We start from the raw sequence: 17,454 nt of genomic DNA on the forward strand, positions 1-17,454 counted from the left end.
GCCGACGCTCACGGCTTCGCCGCGATCGGCTTGCTGGTGAGGAGGCCGACGCCGCGGCCGCCGACGGGGCCCGGGCCCCCCGGGACGGCGCCGTAGAACATGTAGAACGTCTCATTCGTCGGGTTGTAGACGAGCGAGATCTTGTGGGCGTGCTGCCGGTCGAGCCCGCCGGGGTGGCCGCCGGCCTTGTAGAGCGGCTCGGGATGGGCGGTCCAGTGGACGAGGTCGCGGGAGAAGGCCGCCATGATGTGCGCCGCCCCCTTGCCGACGCCGAAGTAGAACATCACCCAGTGGTCGCCGTCGCGGAAGACCTTGCCGTCGGAGCAGAACTCGGCGTCGTAGCCGTCGGGGCGGTTGCGGACGATGGGGTTGGCGGGATACCGCATCCAGTCGAGCAGGTTCGTGGAGAAGGCGACCCCCATCTGCTCCTTGCCCCCGTCGGCGGCGTTGTAGAAGTTGAAGAACCGGCCCTGGTGCTCGACGAGCCAGGGTTGATAGATGCAGCTCTGCTCCCAGGCGGCGCGGTCGGCGTCGAACACCGAGAGGATCGGCTCCTCGCGGGCGCGGTTCCAGCTCAGGCCGTCGGCGCTGGAGGCGACCCCCTCGTAGCCGGGTCGCAGCTCATACCCCCCCTGCCTCGGGTACGCGCCGTAGAGCGTCCAGAACAGGCCGTCGCGCTTCTTCAGGACGCGCGGGGACTTGACGTCGTACGACTCGTACAGGAACGCGCCGAGGCAGCGCCCGCCGTGGTCGAACTGGCCCTCGGGGCCGTACCCCATCGCCAGGCGGTAGTCGCCCCAGTGGACGAGGTCGCGGCTCTCGGCCACGAACGACTGATAGCCCTTGCCGTCGAAGCCGATGAAGCTCAGGTAGTAGCGGTCGTCGCCGGGGATCTGATAGACGGTCGGCACGTCGGTCCCCAGGAGGTCCGGGAAGCCCTCGATCGCCGGCCGGGGCGGGACGACGTGCTCCGGCCAGTAGTGCCAGCCCCGGTAGGGGGCGGACCAGCGGTCGAGCGTCTCGGCGTCGATCGTCGCGCCGGGGTCGTGGGCGCGGGCCGGGCCGGCCGACGCCAGGCCGAGCAGCAGGGCCAGGGAAAGGAGCGTCCTGGACCCGGATCGTCTGATGCACATCGCGCGGGGTTCTCGAAAGGAAGGGGTCGGGGGAAGGGCCGCGGGCGTCGCGCCCCGTCCCTCTTGTACAGCGCCGAGGGACGGATGACGAGTCGTCGTGCCGACGAGCCCAGTGGCGGATTCGCCACGGCTATGGGACGATCGGGCGTCCGCGAGGCCGGGCGATCGGCGGGCCGCCGCCTCGTCATCGGGCCTCGCGCCCTGTTCCTGGATGAGGACGTGATCCCCTTGGCCTGGCGATTCTGGGATTCGGTGTCGAACAAGCGGGCCTTCCTGGCGCGAGGGCTGGCGGCGGTCGGGGCGACGCGGGCGTTCGAAGCCGCCCGCGAGGCCGGCGGGCGGGCGGTCGTCGTCCTGACGTACCATCGGATCGCCGAGCCGGGGGCGTCGAACCCCTATTACGACCCGGTCGTCTCGGCCACCCCCGAGGGCTTCCGCGCCCAGATGGAGATGGTCCGGCAGCGGTTCCAGGTCGTCGGGCCGGAAGACCTGATCGAGAGCGGCGGGAGCGACCGCCGCCCCCGCGCGGTCGTGACCTTCGACGACGGCTATCGCGACAACCACGACGTCGCGCTGCCGATCCTCCAGGAACTCGGCGTCCCCGCCGCGTTCTTCATCCCGACCGACTTCCTCGAACGACCCAGGCTGCCGTGGTGGGACCACGTCGCGTACGCGGTGAAGTCGACGAGCCGCGCCCGGTTCGCCGTCGAACGGACGCCCGAAGACGCGACGCCGATCGCGATCGAACCGGGCGTCGACCGCCCGAAGGCCCTGATGACGCTGATCCGCGCGGTGCTCGACGGCCAGGTCCCCGACCAGGACTGGTTCCTCGGCCGCTTGGAGGAGCGGGCGGAGGTCGAGGTCGACTCGCGGACGCTGGGCCGGGGGCTGTTCCTGTCGTGGGAGCACCTGGCGAAGATCGCCGACCTGGGCCACGCGATCGGCTCGCACTCGCACCGCCACGTCCCCCTCGGCACGCTCGACGACCGGACGTCGCGCCGCGACCTGGCGCTCTCGCGGACGATCCTGGAAGCGGCCTTGAAGCGGCCCGTGCGGACGATCGCCTACCCCTACGGCTGGCCCGGAGCGGTCGACGATCGGACCTATCGCCTGGCCGCCGACGCCGGCTATCGCGCCGGATTCACCGCGATCGAGGGGATCGCCCGCCCCGACGCCCCCGACTTCAACCCCCTGGCGATCCGCCGCCTGACCGTCGGCGGCGGCGACACCCCCGCCCTCCTTCGCACCCGCGCCGCCCTCTGGGGCGCGCTGGGGAGGTCGTGGCTGTAGCCGGGGAGGGCTGGGCGTCAGGTCAGCGTCAGGAGGACGAGTTCGGGGCGGCAGGAGAAGCGGACGGGGGGGCCGCTGGTGCCGACGCCTCGGCCGACGAAGACGGGGTAGGCCGGGCCCCGCACCAGCCCGCCGGTGTACTTCCGGCCGAACCGGGAAGGGACCACCATCGCCCCGACGCCGGGGACGACCACCTGGCCGCCGTGGGTGTGGCCGCTGATCATCAGGCCGATGCGGGGGTCGCGCTGGTACTCGGCGACGTCGGGGTTGTGCGACAACAGGACGACCGCGTCGTCCTCGTGGGCGTCTTCCAGCGCCCGAGGGAGGCTCTGTTCGTCGGTCCAGAGATCGCCCACGCCGGCCAGGCGCAGGCGGTCGCCGCGACGCCGCAGCCAGACGCCCCGGTTGTCCACCAGTTCCAGGCCCGCGCGGTCCAGCCCGGCCCGAGACTCGCTCGCGCTCTCCCAGTTGTCGTGATTGCCCAGCACCGCGAACCGGCCCAGCGGGGCGCGCAGCCTCGCCATCTCGGCGCAGATCGGGGCGATGTACTCCGGGCTCTTGGAGACGTAGTCGCCCCCCAGCAGGATCAGGTCGGGCCGCAGGGCGTTGGTCCGGTCGATCACGCCGCGGAGGTAGTCGAGCCCGACGTAAGGCCCGTGGTGCAGGTCGCTGAGGAACGCGACCGAGAGCCCCCGGAACGACTCGGGGAGGTTCGGCAGGGGGATCGTCCGGCGCGTGAGCCGGCACCACCTGGCCTCCAGCAGCGGGTACGAGCCGACGGCGACCGTGGCGGCCGTCCCCCCGATCGCCACTCGCTTCCAGAACCGGCGGCGGCTCATCCGATCGTCCGTCTTCGGCCCGTCGACCATGCGCCCGCGCCCTCCTGAATGCGTGAAGGAATTCGTCCTCCGGGACGACGCCTCATTGTTTCCAAAGGTCCCCAGGCGGCAAGGGGGGTTTCCGGAACGCGACGCCGCGCCTTGAGACGGGAGGCCGTCGGCCTTACAATTCAAGTCGGCGGCGGGGACGGCGCGGAGCGTCTCCGTCGGGCGGGGTTACTTGGTCGCGGGGGAGGTACGCCATGAGCCTGAAAACGAGCACAAGCCCGGAGGACGGACCTGTGACGACCGAATCGGGCCTGGACGCGGACCTGATCGCGCGGCGGGACGCCTTGATCGACACGATCCGAAGCTACGGCCGGGTGGCGGTCGCCTACAGCGGCGGCGTCGACAGCGCGGTGGTCGCCCGCGCGGCCTACGAGGCCCTGGGCGACGCGGCGATCGCGGTCACGGCCGTCTCCGAGAGCCTGGCCTCCGGCGAGCTGGAAGAGGCCCAGGCGCTGGCGAAGCGGATCGGCATCCGGCATCGGGCGATCCACACCAAGGAATTCGCCGACCCGAACTACCTCCGCAACAACCCCGACCGCTGCTACTTCTGCAAGAGCGAGTTGTACGGCCGCCTCTCCAGCCTGATGGACCAGTTCGAGGTCGATGCCATCGCCTCGGGCGCGAACCTGGACGACCGGGGGGACCACCGGCCGGGCATGCGCGCCGCCGGCGAGAAGGGGGTGCGGCATCCGCTCCAGGAATGCGGCCTGGGCAAGGCCGACGTCCGCGCCCTGGCCCAGTCCTGGGGGCTCCCCGTCTGGGACAAGCCCGCCGCCCCCTGCCTCTCCAGCCGGATCGCCTACGGCGAGGAAGTCTCCCCGGAGCGGGTCCGGATGGTCGACCAGGCCGAGTCCTGGCTCCGCGCCCGGGGCCTCCGGCTGCTGCGCGTCCGCTACCACAAGGGCGACATGGCCCGGGTGGAGGTCGCGCCCGAGGAGTTCCCGAAGTTGACGTCCGACCCGGTCCGATCCGAGCTGACGGCCGCCTTCCGCGGCTTCGGCTTCAAGTTCGTGGCCCTGGATCTGGACGGCTTCCGCTCGGGGAGCCTCAACGACCTGATCCCTCTCGAACAACTCCTGAAGCCCCGCGCGACCGGCGGCTGAGCCGTCGCGACAGGGCGCCGGACTGGGCTCACATCACGTCGTTCGTCCGATCAAATCTGTTTTCGTCGGCGGAATTCCGCCGCCTCGAACCGACCGGTTCGATGAGGGGGCGAGCATGGCCTGGGTGACCTGCCGTTGCGGTGAGAAGCTGGAGGTGGACCGCGACGGCCCTGATCGAGTCGTCTGCCCGAGTTGCCAGGCGCGGATGCGCGTCCGGAGAACCGACCCGGCGGCCGCCCGGGACGGCCTGATCCGGTTCCATTGCCCGTGCGGGCGTCGGCTCAAGGTCCGCGCCGAGGACCGCCCGGAAGCCGGCCGCTGCCCGGACTGCGGCCAGGTCGTCCCGGTTCCGAACGTGGCCGCCAGGGCGTCGAGCGTCGGTGCGGGTGCGGCGATGGCGGCCGTCCCCAAGACCTCGAACGCGGGCGTCTCGAACGCCTCGTTCCGGGACGACGAGGGCCGCACCCAGGAGATGGACGCCGCCGACCTCGCCCGCCTCCAGCGCTGGGCGGCGCGGCACGGCGTCATGCCCGGCGACGAGCCGTCGGCACCGGTCCCCCCGCCGTCGCAGGCCGAAATCCCCTACTCCCCACCCCCCGCCCTTCGGGTGGAGGCGGGCCTCCGCATCTGCCCCAAATGCAAACGTCCCTTGCACATGAGCGCCGTCGTCTGCCGCTCCTGCGGCGCGTCCACGCCCATGCCCAAGGCCCGGCCCAAGCCCTGAACCGTCGATCGGCGGGGCGTCGTCTCGGAGGGCTTTCGGGATGGACTTCATCAGCACGTTCGACATGTTCAAGATCGGCCTCGGCCCGTCGAGCTCCCACACGATGGGCCCCTGGGCCGCCGCGCGGCGGTTCCTCAACGTCTTGCGAGAGGCCGGGGGGGGCGGGCTCGACCGGGTCGCCCGCGTGCGCGTGGACCTGTTCGGGTCGCTGGCGAAGACGGGGAAGGGGCACGGGACGGATCTCGCCGTGCTCCTGGGCCTCTGCGACCTGGACCCGGTGACGTGCGACCCCGCGATCGTCCATCCGGCCGTCGCCGAGATCGAGTCGCTGCGGCGGCTGCCGCTGGCCGGCGGCCCTCCGATCCCGTTCGACCCCCACGAAGATTTGGTCTTCCACCGGGGCGAGGCCCTGCCGTTCCACCCCAACGCCCTGACGTTCACAGCGACCTTCGACGACGGCTCGACCCGCGCCGAGACGTACTACTCGGTCGGCGGCGGATTCGTCGTGCAGGAGGGCGAGGAGGCATCGGGGGCCGATCGCGGGCCGACGGTCCCCTTCCCCATCGAGTCGGCCGACGACCTGCTGCGGGCCTGCCGCGAGAGCGGGCTGACGATCCCCGAAGTCGTCCTGCGCAACGAACTCTGCCGGCGCGACGACGCGGCGATCCGCGAGGGACTGGACCGGATCTGGCGTGCGATGCGGGAGTCGGCGTTCCGGGGAGCCCACGCCGAGGGGGTCCTGCCCGGGGGCTTGCAGGTCGTCCGCCGCGCGCCGAGGCTGAGCCGATCGCTGCTGGGGGCCGAGGCGGAGGAGGCCTCGCGCGACGTCGACGCCTGGATCGCGGCCATTCGAAGATCGGCGCCGGGGTTCGACGCGACGCTCAAGTGGGTCGCCTGCTTCGCCCTGGCGGTCAACGAGGAGAACGCGGCGTTCGGCCGCGTGGTGACCGCCCCCACCAACGGCGCGGCCGGGGTGATCCCCGCGGTCCTGCTCCACCGGATCGTCGCGCACGAGGGGGGCGAGGCGGCCGTCGCGCCGTTCCTGCTCACCGCCGGCGAGATCGGCGCGGTGTTCAAGAAGCGGGCGACGATCTCGGCGGCGCTGGGGGGCTGCCAGGCCGAGATCGGCGTCTCCAGCGCCATGGCCGCCGCCGGCCTGACCCAGACCCTCGGCGGCACGACCGAGCAGGTCCTCATGGCCGCCGAGATCGCCATGGAGCACCACCTGGGCCTCACCTGCGACCCGGTCGGCGGGCTGGTGCAGGTCCCCTGCATCGAGCGCAACACGATGGGCGCGATCAAGGCCATCACCGCCGCGCAGCTCGCCCTCGAAGGGGACCCGGCGCGGGCCAAGGTGAGCCTCGACGCCGTGATCCGCACGATGTGGCAGACCGCCCTCGACATGAACTCCAAGTACAAGGAGACGTCCGAAGGGGGCCTCGCCGTCCAGATCCCGGTCAACGTGATCGAGTGCTGACGAGGCGAGGCCGCGACGGGCGAGCCGCCCGGCGGTCGGGCGGGTTCAGTCCAGCTTCTTCAGCCGCTCGATGACGGCCTGCTTGTCCTCGGCCTTGAGGTCGGACTGGTTCTCGATCAGTTCGACGGCCTTCTTGGCGGCCTCGGCGCGGGGGACGCCCTGGACTGTGCCGAGGCGATCCTCCAGCGTGGCGACGACGTTCTCCAGGGTCTCGGACTCCTTGACCATCTGGCCCTTGACCGCGGCCTCCTTGCGCGAGGACTTGCCGGCCTCGTCGACGTCGGGCTGCTCGCCCTTGGCCGTCGCCGACTTGGCCGACCGCGACGCCTTGAGGGCCTTGCGGTTCTCGGGGAGGTTCTTGTAGCGGACGAGGAACTCCTGGACGAGCGTCTCGGGGGTGTGCTGCAAGGACTGGTCGAAGACCGGGGTCTCCCCCCCACAGCCCTGGAGGGCGACCGTCGCGAGGATGGTGAGGAATGAGGAGAGGGCGGCGATCGCCAGGTTGGCGCGCGGCGAGGAGAGGGTGATTCGATTCATGGCGTCATCTCGGCGGGAGGGTCCCGGCGGCCGTGCGCCGGGCCCACGTCGGGCCGGCGCGTCGAGTCCGCCGGATGGGGTCATCAATAGGCGTCGGCCGAGACGATCTCGCCGCCGTTGCGGGTCCCCAGCGCCCACCAGGTCGGCAGGTCGACGGAGTTCTTGACGAACCGGACCGAGCCGTCCATGAAGGCGACGTTGGCGCCGCCGGGGTGGTTGCTGCTGGGATTGGCTCCGGTGTCCCCCTCGAAGCAGCGGAGCGTGTTCGAGTAGTAGACGTGGATCGTCGGGGCGTTGGGGGGGAACAGGTGGGAGTACAGATGGCCCTCCCAGCCGTCGGTGAAGGCCCAGGTCGACCCCTTGTACATCGTCCATTCCGGCCAGTTCTGCGCGGGCCCGGCGAGACCGTCGCGGACGACCGCCCAGATGTCGACGTCGATCTGCTCGATCAGGGCCGAATCGGTGTAATTAAACCGCCTGCGCGGGTCGCGCGACTGGCCGGAGCCGTCGTTCATCAGGAACTCGCTGGCGGCGGCCGTGTTCGAGGAGCCGTCGGTGATCGAGGCCATCGTGACGTTCACGTTGGTGTTGGTCGCCCGTCCCGCCGGCGAGCAAGGGCCGGTCGCCGTGTACATCCGCGAGGTCGAGATCGCCCCCTGGTGGGGGGGGAGGTTGCCGCCGGTCGGCGACCCTCCCGGCATGATGATGTTCCGCGGCCGTCCCGTGTTCCCCGCGTAGTTGTTGTTGCCGAGCTTGCCGCCGGCGCTGTTGGCCACGCCGTCCTGCGGCAGGCAGACGGTGCCGTCCGAGGGGCACAGGAACGTCGCCACCGACGACCTTTGGACCGTCGCGTTCACGCCGTTGACGATGTTGTTGTTGCCGTAAAATCCGTCCGAGTACGAAAAATTAAACGAGTCGTACATCGCCTTCATCTCGATGAAGGGGAGGATCATGCAATGCCAGGCCCGGTTGCCGGACGAGCCCCCCGTCCCCCCGTATTCATCGGCGCGACGATACTCGTGGACCGGGGTCGTGTTGAACGTCGACAGGTAGTTGTGGACGCCGAGCCCGATTTGCTTCAGGTTGTTCGTGCATTGCATCCGCCGGGCGGCCTCGCGGGCCGACTGGACCGCCGGAAGCAGCAAGGCGATCAGGACGGCGATGATCGCGATCACCACCAGCAGTTCGATCAGGGTGAATCCCCGACGCTTGACGCGGATCATGGTTGACTCCGTCGAATAATCGATACAAAGAAACAGGTATTGGACCGAGGCGCGGGACGGCGACGACTCGCGCCGCCGGAATCGCTCCAGTGCGGCGGGGAAGACTTCCCGAAACGCGAATTTCCCCGACGTGCTCCACCCCACGGTCGGCGCGGGTGTGCAGCGGGCCTGCAACGCCCACGGTCACGTCAATCGTTGCGATCGACCGACCGGAATGTCGAGTGAATTTGTGAAGAAGAACCATTTCTGGACGACGAAATAGTTAGGAGATGCAACGCGGCGGCGTTGCCGGCCGGGGGCGGTGATCGCCGGGGGAGGGAGGGGCGGCGAGACGCCGAGATCGGCGGTCGAAGCCTTGAGCCTGCGACTCCGTCGTCGCCCCGGAGGCCGCGTGAGTTCCGGGTTCGGAAGCCTCATCGCCGACGAGGCCGAGCGTCCGGGGGGGGCGCGACGATCCGTGCGGATGGATCGGCTCGCGCAGGACGAGGGCCGTGCCGGGGTCGGTGGGCGTGGGAATAAGCTAGCAGAAATCCGATGGGCGAATCAATCCGGCGGTGGCGACCAGGCGTCGCCGGCGATCGCTTGGATTCTGGAACGATCGGCGTTCATGCCCATGAGAACCGGCCGTTTCGTTCCTCGCTCGCGACGGGCCCGGGCCGCGCGAACGGCTGCCTGGTGGAAGGCCCCCGGAGCCGTCCTTCGACGGGGCGGCGTCCGGGCGAGGGCGGGGGCTCAGGCCGAGGGCGACGGGGTCGGCGGCGGTGGGTTCGGGAGTGGGGGGAGCCGGTGGCCCAGCCGCTTCAGGCGGAGAGAGAGCATGACCCAGGTCCAGCCCGTGAAGATCATGTCGATGCCGACGAACAGGCCCACGACCCAGAGCGAGGTCTCGGGCCAGCCTTGCCAGATCAGGAGGCCCATGCCCAGTTCGAGCAAGCCGCCGACGAACACCCAGCCCCACTGCGGGAACTGATGCCAGGCCGAGACGATCGTGCGGAAGGCCCCACCCACCAGCAGGACGCACGCCAGCAAGAGCGTCACCGCCGCCATCGCCTCCAGCGGCCGGTTCAGGAATAGGACGCCCATCACCGCGTACAAGACGCCCATCAAGAGCACCAGGAAGAACCCGCTCCATTCGCGGGTCCAGAAGGCGCCGACGAGTTGGGCCACGCCCCCCATGATGAGGAGCACGCCGATCGTCAGGACCGTCGCCAGGCTGGAGATGAACGGGGCGGCGATCGCGAACATGCCGAAGGCGACCAGGACGATCCCCAGGATCAGCAGCCAGATCCAGCGCCCCCGGATCGCCTCCAACTCGTGCCGCAACTCTCTCCGAAACCTCGCGACCTCGACGGTCCTCGCATCGGCCTGCATGGTCCCACCTCGCAAGGGTCAAGGGCCCGGCGGTCGCCCTCACGCGCGGCCGCGACGCTTCCGTAAGATTCCCGCTGCAAACGTCAGGCCGCCCAGCATCAAAGCGTAGGCGGGGGGCTCGGCGACCACCGGGGGGGCGGCGGTCCGCAGGTCCAGGACGATGAGGGACGCGGAGGTGAACGACAGGCCCGCCCAGTCCACGGCGATTCCGCTCGAATTGAACGTGACGTTCGCCGCCGAGAATCGGCCCACGTTGGACGCCGCATTGATCGCGACCCCGATGATGGAGGGCGCGTCGAGGAAGGTCAAGAGGTTGCCGTTGCGAAGTTGGAGGCCGTCGCGGTCCAGCGAGACGGGCGACGCCGACCACACGACGGGAGCGTGGAAATCATAGATGATCTGGGAGTCGGTCACGGTGACGTCGAAATAGTTGGCGAACCTCGCGTGCGCCCCCCCGTCGGCCGTAAACGTCGAAGAGGCCCCGGACTTCGTGCCGTAGGCGTAATACTGAGACGTGATCGTGCTCCCCAGGAAGCCCGCCGAGGCGGACGAGGCCGAGGTGAGGCAAGCGATCGCCGCGATCAAGATGATCCGAATCCTGGTGAAACTCATGGGTCGCTCCTTGATGATGCGGGCGATCCGCTCGCCCTTCGGCGTCATCTCGATGTCCCGATCGGGGAACGGAATCCCCTGACCGCATGCCGCCAAGCAAACCCTAGGACATCTTTGGCGACCTGGAGATCGGCCAAGCCGAAAAATCGGCGAATTCGGACCATGTGTCGTCCGGCCGAGGCATCAGAGCGGGCGGAGCAGAGGAGAGGAAGGAGGGAGGTGCGGAAGCGACGCGGGAAAAGGCGGCCGGGTCGATCGGTCGAGGGTTGGTTTGCACGACGGCTTCCGGCCTCGCGCCCCTCTCCCAGCCTTCCAGGACGCCTTCTCCCGCGGAGGGACGATGAGCGGATCGTCCCACGATGTGCCAGACGTCCGGCTATAATATTCGGAAAGCGGGTTCCGGCAAGTCGGGCGCGGACGGAGCCCCCGCGTTGGATCATCTGGAGCGGCGGATCATTTTGATGGCCATTCCAGGCTTCAACGCCAAAACCCTTCAGGCGCGATCGCTCCGCCGCCGGAGAGAGGCGGATGACCGACGAGGGCGGAGGCGTTCTCGTTCCAACACCGGGACCGCCTCCAACCCTCGCCGGCCACCCATGTAGTCGAGATCCCACGCCCCCAGGCGACGACCTTCGCGCGACCGAGCGAAATCTCGAAACATTTCACGCACCGCGCTGGAAGTGGTCCACGCCGGACTCGAGAGCGGCGACGATCGAGGCCAGGCTCGCGATGCCTCCCCGACCCGTCATGATCGGCCTCCGGCCGCCAACGGCGACGTCGTCACCGAGGGCCTGCCTCGTGATGGAGCACGGGGCGTTTGAGGACGAGGCTGAGGATCACGGCGGCGACGAGGAGGCCGCCGGAGAGGAAGAAGGCGGCGTCGAGGCTGCCGGTGACGTCTTTCAGGTAGCCGGCGGCCTGGGGGACGAAGAACGCCACGCCCCAGCCGAGGAAGACGAAGCCGTAGTTGAAGCCCAGGTTCTTGGGGCCGAAGAAGTCGGCGGTGTAGGCGGGCATCAGGGCGAGGGCGCCGCCGTACTGCCAGTAGGCCACGCCGACGGCCAGGAACAGCAGCGTCACGCTCCCCGAGGCGATGATCGAGGGCATCAGGAACAGGCAGGCCGCCGAGATCACGCCGTTGACCAGATACGCATTGGAGCGGCCGATCCGGTCGGAATAGACGCCCGTCCCCACCCTCCCCGAGGCGTTCACCAGCCCGCCGAACGAGGCCAGGAGCCAGGCGTTCGCCACGAAGAAGGCGATCGACCCGGCCGTCCTGTTCAGCAGCGGGGCGGCGTTGGCGATCACCAGAAGCCCGGACTGCGCCGAGCCGATGAACAGGAAGACCAGGCCGTAGAACTGCCAGGTCCGCAACATTTCGGGCGCCGTCCAGTCCACGGTCGTCAGCCTGGCCGAGGTCGTCGCGGTCGTCGCGGCGGGGCCGGGGGGGACGTAGTCGGCGGGCGGAAAGACCAGGAACCGCGAGGCGACCACCACCACCAGCGCGAACAGGAGGCCCAGGCCGATGAAGCTGCCGGAGAGCCCGTACCCGGCGATCAGGCTCTTGGCCAGCGGGGCGATGTAGATCGCCGCCGCGCCGTAGCCGCCGACGACCAGGCCCACCACGAGCCCCCGGCGATGCGGCCCGAACCACTTCACCGCGGCCGGGGTCGCCGCCGCATAGCCGAAGCCCATGCCGATCCCCCCCAGCACCCCGAAGCCCAGCAAGAGCCCGAGGTAAGACTTCATCAGCCCCGCCAGGATGCAGCCGGACGCCAGGAACAGGCCCCCCAGCGTCGCGCCGAAGCGGGGGCCGTAGCGGTCCTGGATCCGGCCGCCGGGGATCATCGCGAGCGCGAAGATCATGCCGCAGGCCGCATACGCCGAGGTCGCCTGGGCGTCGGTCAGATACGTCCAACCGGCGTCCAGGCCGGACATCGGCGAGCCCGGCGGGTGGGCCTCGTCGCCCACGAGGTTGGCCTTCCAGATGCTCCACGCGTAGAGGATGCCGAGGCAGAGGTTGACCGCCATCCCGGCGAACGTGACCACCCAGGCCTTCGCCGGGACCTTCGCTGCGCTCTCCATTTCGACGACGCTCCCCTCGACTTGACGACCGAAAAGAGTCGCAGCATAGCCGGGCGGGTCGGCCGATGCAAAAGCCCCGGCCCCGCGGCGTCGCTTTGCGGGCCGACGGCCGTCGGCCCAATATCCCGGACTGCGGCCCGAATAAAGCCGGGATTACCCGGCCCCCCCACCCCGGCAGATAAGGAAGGGACCTCGCGATGAGATTCATGACCGCCGCCATCCTCCTCGGCGTCGCCGCCGCCGTCGCGCCCGCGGCGCGGGCGCAGGACCCGGCGCCGCCCCCGTCCGCGGCCGAGATCGACGCCTACATCGAGAAGGCGATGCGGGACCGCCACGTCCCCGGCCTCTCGGCGGCGGTCGTCCGCGACGGCCAGGTGGTGCTGGCCAAGGGCTACGGCCTGGCGGACGTGGAGCAGAACGTCCCGGCCACGGTCGACACGGTCTACCAGCTCGCTTCCGTGACCAAGACGTTCACCTCGGCCGCGGTCATGCTGCTGGTGCGCGAGGGGAAGCTCGCGCTCGACGACAAGATCAACGACCGCCTGCCGGACCTGCCGGCCGTCTGGAAGGACGTGACCGTCCGCCATCTGCTGAATCACACCTCCGGGATCAAAAGCTACACCTCCGTCCCGGACTTCCAGAAGTCGCCCTGGAAGGACTATGCGCACCGCGAGCTGCTCGACCTGGTCGCGAAGGAGCCCCTGGAATTCGCGCCCGGCGAGAAGTTCGAGTACTCCAACACGGGCTACTACCTGCTCGGCATGCTCATCGAGAAGGCCTCCGGCGAGCCGTACGGGCGATTCACGGCGGCGCGCGTGTTCGAGCCGCTCGGCATGTCGCGGACGCGGCTCAACGACCTCCAGGCGATCATCCCGGGCCGCGCGCGGGGATACCGCTGGGACCGCAAGGAGCTGGAGAACGTCGCGCCCGTCAGCCCGACCCAGCCGTTCGCGGCGGGCGCGCTCGTCTCCAGCGTCTCCGACCTGATCAAGTGGGACGCGGCTCTCGCGGAGCATGAGTTGCTGGACGAGGCGACCCTCGGATCGATGTGGACGCCCACGCGGCTCAACGGCGGGGGCGAGTCGGGCTACGGCTTCGGCTGGGAAGTCTCGAAGGTGAACGGCCGACCGATGGTCGCCCACGGCGGCGGCATCCCGGGCTTCTCCACCCAGCTCTCGCGATTCCCGGACGACCGCCTGACCGTGATCGTCCTGACGAACGCCGAGGGGGGCCACGCCGGCGCCCTGGCCCGAGGGATCGCCGGCCGGTTCGCGCCGGGGCTCGCGCCGAAGCCCGAGGAGCCGATCACCGACGAGGACGAGGCGACCTCCCGGCGGCTTCGCGGGATGATGGAAGGGGCGACGAAGGGCGAGTTCGACCCCGACCTGTTCACGGCCGAGGCCAACGAGCGGCTCGTCCCGCGCATCAAGGACGACAAGGAACGCCTGGCGTCGTTCGGGGCCCTGAAATCGTTCGAACTCCTGGAGCGCAAGGCCGACGACGAAGGGACCCGCCTCCGCTACCGGGCGGTCTTCGAAAGCCAGCGGCTCAAGGTCTCGTTCATGCTCGACAAGGAGGGCAAGATCCGGGGCGCGGGGATCCAGCCCGAGGATTGAGGCCGGCCCTCCGGAGAGACGCCCGCTTGAGGGAGGCGGGCGGAGTGCTTATGATCGTTCGCGGTGCGAGGGTTCGAGAGTTCGCGGCGTACGACTCGGTTCGTGCGGGCGCGGCCCCGGAATTTCGATTCGACGGGAAGCACGCGAGGCAGCCCGGGTTCATCCGTGCGCGGAGACGGCAGACGATGGCGAAGACGACGGATTACCTGGCGCTGGACCTGGGCGCCGAGAGCGGACGTGGGATGCTGGGGCGGTTCGACGGCGACCGCCTGGGGCTGGAGGAGATCCACCGTTTCCCCAACGGCCCCGTGCGGATGCTCGACACCCTCTACTGGGACCTCCCCCGCCTTTTCGACGAGATGAAGGACGCGATCCGCAAGACGGCCGCGTCGAAGGCCTCGCTCGACGCCATCGGCGTCGACACCTGGGGCGTCGACTTCGCCCTGATCGGCCGCAACGACACCCTGCTGGGCAACCCGGTCCACTACCGCGACCCCCGCACCGACGGCATGCTCGACCTGGCCTTCTCCAAGATCGCCAGGGAGCGGATCTACGAGATCACCGGCCTCCAGTTCCTGCCGTTCAACACCGTCTATCAGCTCCTGGCGCTCAAGGCGGCCGGCTCGCCCCTGCTGGACGTGGCCGAGACGATGCTGATGGTGCCCGACGTCCTGGGCTGGCTCCTCACCGGCGAACGCGCCGCCGAGCGCACCGACTCGTCGACGACCCAGCTCCTCGACCCCCGCACCGGCGAGTGGTCGGACGAGATCTGCACGGCGCTGGGGCTCTCGCGGTCGATCCTGCCGAACCTGATCGACCCCGGCAGCGAGCTGGGGATGCTGCGGGCCTCGGTGGCCGAGGAAGTCGGCCTGGCGAAGCCGGTCACCGTGATCGCCCCGCCGACGCACGACACCGCCAGCGCCGTCGTCGCCGTGCCGACCGCCAGCGCGACCGTCGGGACCGACTCGCCCCCGGACTGGTGCTACCTCAGCTCCGGCACCTGGTCGCTCCTGGGCGTCGAGGTCCCCCGGCCCGTCATCAACGAAGAAACCTATCGCTACAACTTCACCAACGAGGGGGGCGTCCTGGGGACGACCCGGCTCCTCAAGAACATCATGGGCCTCTGGCTCGTGCAGGAGTCCCGGCGCACCTGGGCGCGGGCCGGCAACGAGATGAGCTACGAACAGCTCATGGCGATGGCCATGTCGTCCACGCCGTTCGGCCCCCTGATCGACCCCGACGACCCGTCGTTCCTCTCCCACGGCGACATGCCGTCGCGGATCGTCGACTTCTGCCGGAAGACCGGCCAGGCGGCCCCGGAGTCCGAGGGCGCCCTGATCCGCACCTGCCTGGAAAGCCTGGCGCTGAAGTACCGCTGGACGATCGAGCGGCTGGAGGCGATCTGCAAGACGCGGATCAAGACCATCCACATCGTCGGCGGCGGCTCCAAGAACACGCTCCTCTGCCAGTTCGCCGCCGACGCCTGCGGCCGTCCCGTCCACGCCGGCCCCGTCGAGGCCACCGCCATCGGCAACATCCTCATGCAGGCCCTGGGCCGCAAACGCATCGGCTCGCTCCAGGAGCTCCGCGCCATCGTCGCCCGCTCCTTCCCCGTCACCGTCTACGAGCCCCGCAACACCCGGGCCTGGGACGACGCCGACGGCCGGTTCCAGGAACTGGTCAAGTCCTGACGGACCGACGATAGCCGTCGCGAGGGGGGAAGGCATTTGGGCGGCGGCCTATCGGGCTCGCCGCCCCGCCGGCCCGGCTTGACACTCCGACGGCGATCCCGGATCATCTCGACCTCGCGTGAAGGAATGCGCAAGCTGTTGAGGTGAGGGGGCTTTGGGATGACGACGAACCCCGACGGCCATCGCCGGCCGGTCGCGGCGTGGGCCTGGATCGTCGGACTCGGCCTGCTGGCGCTGGGGCCCGGCCTGGGGTCGGGGTCGCGGCTTTCGTACCATGAGGGCTTCGTGGCCCAGGGGGGTCGCGAGATCCTGGCGTCGGGCGATTGGTCGGCGCCCACGATCGGCGGCGCGCCCTGGCTGGAGAAGCCGCCGCTGCCGTTCTGGCTGGTCGCCGCCGCCGGCGCGGTCGCCGGTCGGGTCTCGCCGCTGGCGGCGCGGTCGCCGTCGGCCCTGGCCGCGATCGGGCTGGCCCTGGGCGTGGCGTTCCTCGCCCGGCGTCGGTTCGGCGACCGGATCGGGCTCCTGGCGGGCGCCGTGCAGGCCACCACGGCCTGGGCCGTGCTCCGGGGACGGCTCGCGGAAGCCGACGTCACGCTCGCCTGCCTGTTCGTCTGGACGATGGTCGCGTTCGACCGGCTCCGAGAGACCGAGGACCAGGCCGGCGACGAATCCGACCCGCGGCGACGGGCGGCCTGGCGCTGGGCGTTCTTCGCGCTCCTGGGCGCGACCTCGCTGGTCAAGGGGATCGGTTTCGGCGCGGCCCTGATCGCGGCGGCGGCGGTCGGGACGTTGCTCTGGGACCGTCGCCCCGGCTGCTGGCGACGGTTCGCGTTCCCCGCCGGATGGCTCGTCGCGGGGGTCCTGACCCTGGCCTGGCCGCTTTTGATGGTCTGGAAGCATGGGGACGGGGCGGCCTCGCTCTGGCTGATGCACGTCGCCGACCGCCTGGGGCCGAGGACCGGGCATGGCGCCTTCGCGGGCGAAGGGCCGGGCCAGTACGCGCTGGACCTGCTCGTCCAGGGGCTCCCCTGGACCCCGTTCGCGCTCCTCGGCGCGTGGCGGTCGCTGGCGAGGGGCTCGGCCGGCGACCGGCTCCTGGTCTGCTGGGGGGTCTTGCCGTTGCTGATGGTCTCGATCCCCTCCGCGCGCAACGGCCATTATGCGATCTACGCCCTGATCCCCTGGTCGATCTGGGCGGCGACGGCCCTGGAGGCGATGGGCGAGCGACTGGTCGGCATGGGGCGTCCTCCCGCGCGGGTGCGTCGGCTGGGATTCGCGACGTTCGGCCTGCTGGCGATGAGTTTCGGCGTGGGCTTCGGCCTGGTCGCCCCGAAGCTGGAGAGCCGGGGGGTGGAACCAGCATTCTACGAGCGAGTCGCCGCGCTGGTGGGACGGGACGAGCCGCTCGTGCTGTTCTACGACGACTGGGATCGCGAGCCCTATCCGACCCCGTTCGGCCCGATCCCCCACGATCTCGCGGTACGGCTGTACTATCTCGACCGTCCGGCGATCTGGCTCCTGGACGAGCCGTCGAGCCCGATCGCGCCGGCCGACTCGGTGGCCGTGATCGGCCGCGATCGCGACCTCCCCGCACTGGCCGAGGCCGGCGACGTCGACCTCGTCGCCCAGGGCCCCTCCGCGCGCTGGGATCGCACCTATCGCCTGTTCCGCCTGAGGCCCGAGCGGCGGGCCTCCGGAGGATAGG

14 protein-coding genes are annotated in these 17,454 nt (G+C 70.3%); 7 read left to right on the forward strand and 7 right to left on the reverse strand.

What is annotated here, in order from left to right:
• Positions 1 to 8 precede the first annotated feature (8 nt).
• Positions 9 to 1,133 carry a hypothetical protein gene (locus tag VT85_RS25040; RefSeq protein WP_068421011.1) on the reverse strand — a complete coding sequence of 375 codons (1,125 nt, stop codon included), beginning with the start codon at positions 1,131 to 1,133 and terminating at the stop codon, positions 9 to 11.
• A gap of 84 nt (positions 1,134 to 1,217) precedes the next feature.
• On the opposite strand from VT85_RS25040, the gene VT85_RS25045 reads away from it, so the two are divergent.
• The gene (locus VT85_RS25045) at positions 1,218 to 2,423 is read left to right on the forward strand and encodes a polysaccharide deacetylase family protein (RefSeq protein ID WP_156513099.1); all 1,206 of its coding nucleotides are present in this window, start codon (positions 1,218 to 1,220) and stop codon (positions 2,421 to 2,423) included.
• Positions 2,424 to 2,440: 17 nt separating this feature from the next.
• Here VT85_RS25045 and VT85_RS25050 read toward each other — a convergent pair whose 3' ends face one another.
• Entirely contained in the window at positions 2,441 to 3,292 is an 852-nt protein-coding gene (locus tag VT85_RS25050; protein WP_068421016.1) for a metallophosphoesterase, read from the reverse strand.
• 212 nt (positions 3,293 to 3,504) lie between these two features.
• On the opposite strand from VT85_RS25050, the gene larE reads away from it, so the two are divergent.
• The 3 genes from larE (at position 3,505) to VT85_RS25065 (ending at position 6,614) form a co-directional block, all read left to right on the forward strand.
• The gene (gene larE / locus VT85_RS25055) at positions 3,505 to 4,413 is read left to right on the forward strand and encodes an ATP-dependent sacrificial sulfur transferase LarE (RefSeq protein WP_068421018.1); all 909 of its coding nucleotides are present in this window, start codon (positions 3,505 to 3,507) and stop codon (positions 4,411 to 4,413) included.
• 115 nt (positions 4,414 to 4,528) lie between these two features.
• Positions 4,529 to 5,137: a hypothetical protein gene (locus tag VT85_RS25060; RefSeq protein WP_082858889.1), complete on the forward strand. Its 609-nt coding sequence runs from the start codon at positions 4,529 to 4,531 to the stop codon at positions 5,135 to 5,137.
• A gap of 40 nt (positions 5,138 to 5,177) precedes the next feature.
• Complete coding sequence (locus tag VT85_RS25065) at positions 5,178 to 6,614, forward strand: L-serine ammonia-lyase (RefSeq protein ID WP_068421021.1); 1,437 nt, start codon at positions 5,178 to 5,180, stop codon at positions 6,612 to 6,614.
• A gap of 45 nt (positions 6,615 to 6,659) precedes the next feature.
• On the opposite strand, the gene VT85_RS25070 is transcribed toward VT85_RS25065, so the two are convergent.
• The 5 genes from VT85_RS25070 to VT85_RS25090 all read right to left on the reverse strand — a co-directional run bounded on the left by VT85_RS25070 (position 6,660) and on the right by VT85_RS25090 (position 12,442).
• Positions 6,660 to 7,151: a hypothetical protein gene (locus tag VT85_RS25070; protein WP_068421022.1), complete on the reverse strand. Its 492-nt coding sequence runs from the start codon at positions 7,149 to 7,151 to the stop codon at positions 6,660 to 6,662.
• 83 nt (positions 7,152 to 7,234) lie between these two features.
• Positions 7,235 to 8,374, reverse strand: a complete 1,140-nt coding sequence (locus VT85_RS25075) for a DUF1559 domain-containing protein (protein ID WP_068421024.1) — start codon at positions 8,372 to 8,374, stop codon at positions 7,235 to 7,237.
• 732 nt (positions 8,375 to 9,106) lie between these two features.
• Positions 9,107 to 9,745, reverse strand: coding sequence for an HdeD family acid-resistance protein (locus VT85_RS25080; protein WP_068421025.1), 639 nt, complete (start codon positions 9,743 to 9,745; stop codon positions 9,107 to 9,109).
• Positions 9,746 to 9,784: 39 nt separating this feature from the next.
• Positions 9,785 to 10,357, reverse strand: a complete 573-nt coding sequence (locus tag VT85_RS25085; RefSeq protein ID WP_156513100.1) for a hypothetical protein — start codon at positions 10,355 to 10,357, stop codon at positions 9,785 to 9,787.
• Positions 10,358 to 11,137: 780 nt separating this feature from the next.
• Positions 11,138 to 12,442: an MFS transporter gene (locus VT85_RS25090; RefSeq protein WP_068421028.1), complete on the reverse strand. Its 1,305-nt coding sequence runs from the start codon at positions 12,440 to 12,442 to the stop codon at positions 11,138 to 11,140.
• A gap of 197 nt (positions 12,443 to 12,639) precedes the next feature.
• Between VT85_RS25090 and VT85_RS25095 the strand changes: the two genes are divergently transcribed.
• From VT85_RS25095 to VT85_RS25105, 3 genes are all read left to right on the forward strand, one after another.
• Positions 12,640 to 14,058, forward strand: a complete 1,419-nt coding sequence (locus VT85_RS25095; protein WP_068421030.1) for a serine hydrolase domain-containing protein — start codon at positions 12,640 to 12,642, stop codon at positions 14,056 to 14,058.
• Positions 14,059 to 14,243: 185 nt separating this feature from the next.
• Positions 14,244 to 15,749 (forward strand): rhamnulokinase, encoded by a 1,506-nt coding sequence (locus VT85_RS25100; protein WP_068421032.1) that lies wholly within the window; start codon positions 14,244 to 14,246, stop codon positions 15,747 to 15,749.
• Positions 15,750 to 15,908: 159 nt separating this feature from the next.
• Complete coding sequence (locus VT85_RS25105; protein WP_068421033.1) at positions 15,909 to 17,453, forward strand: ArnT family glycosyltransferase; 1,545 nt, start codon at positions 15,909 to 15,911, stop codon at positions 17,451 to 17,453.
• Position 17,454: the final 1 nt, after the last annotated feature.

Source organism: Planctomyces sp. SH-PL62 (assembly GCF_001610895.1).
In the GTDB taxonomy this organism is placed as follows: Bacteria; Planctomycetota; Planctomycetia; order Isosphaerales; family Isosphaeraceae; genus Paludisphaera.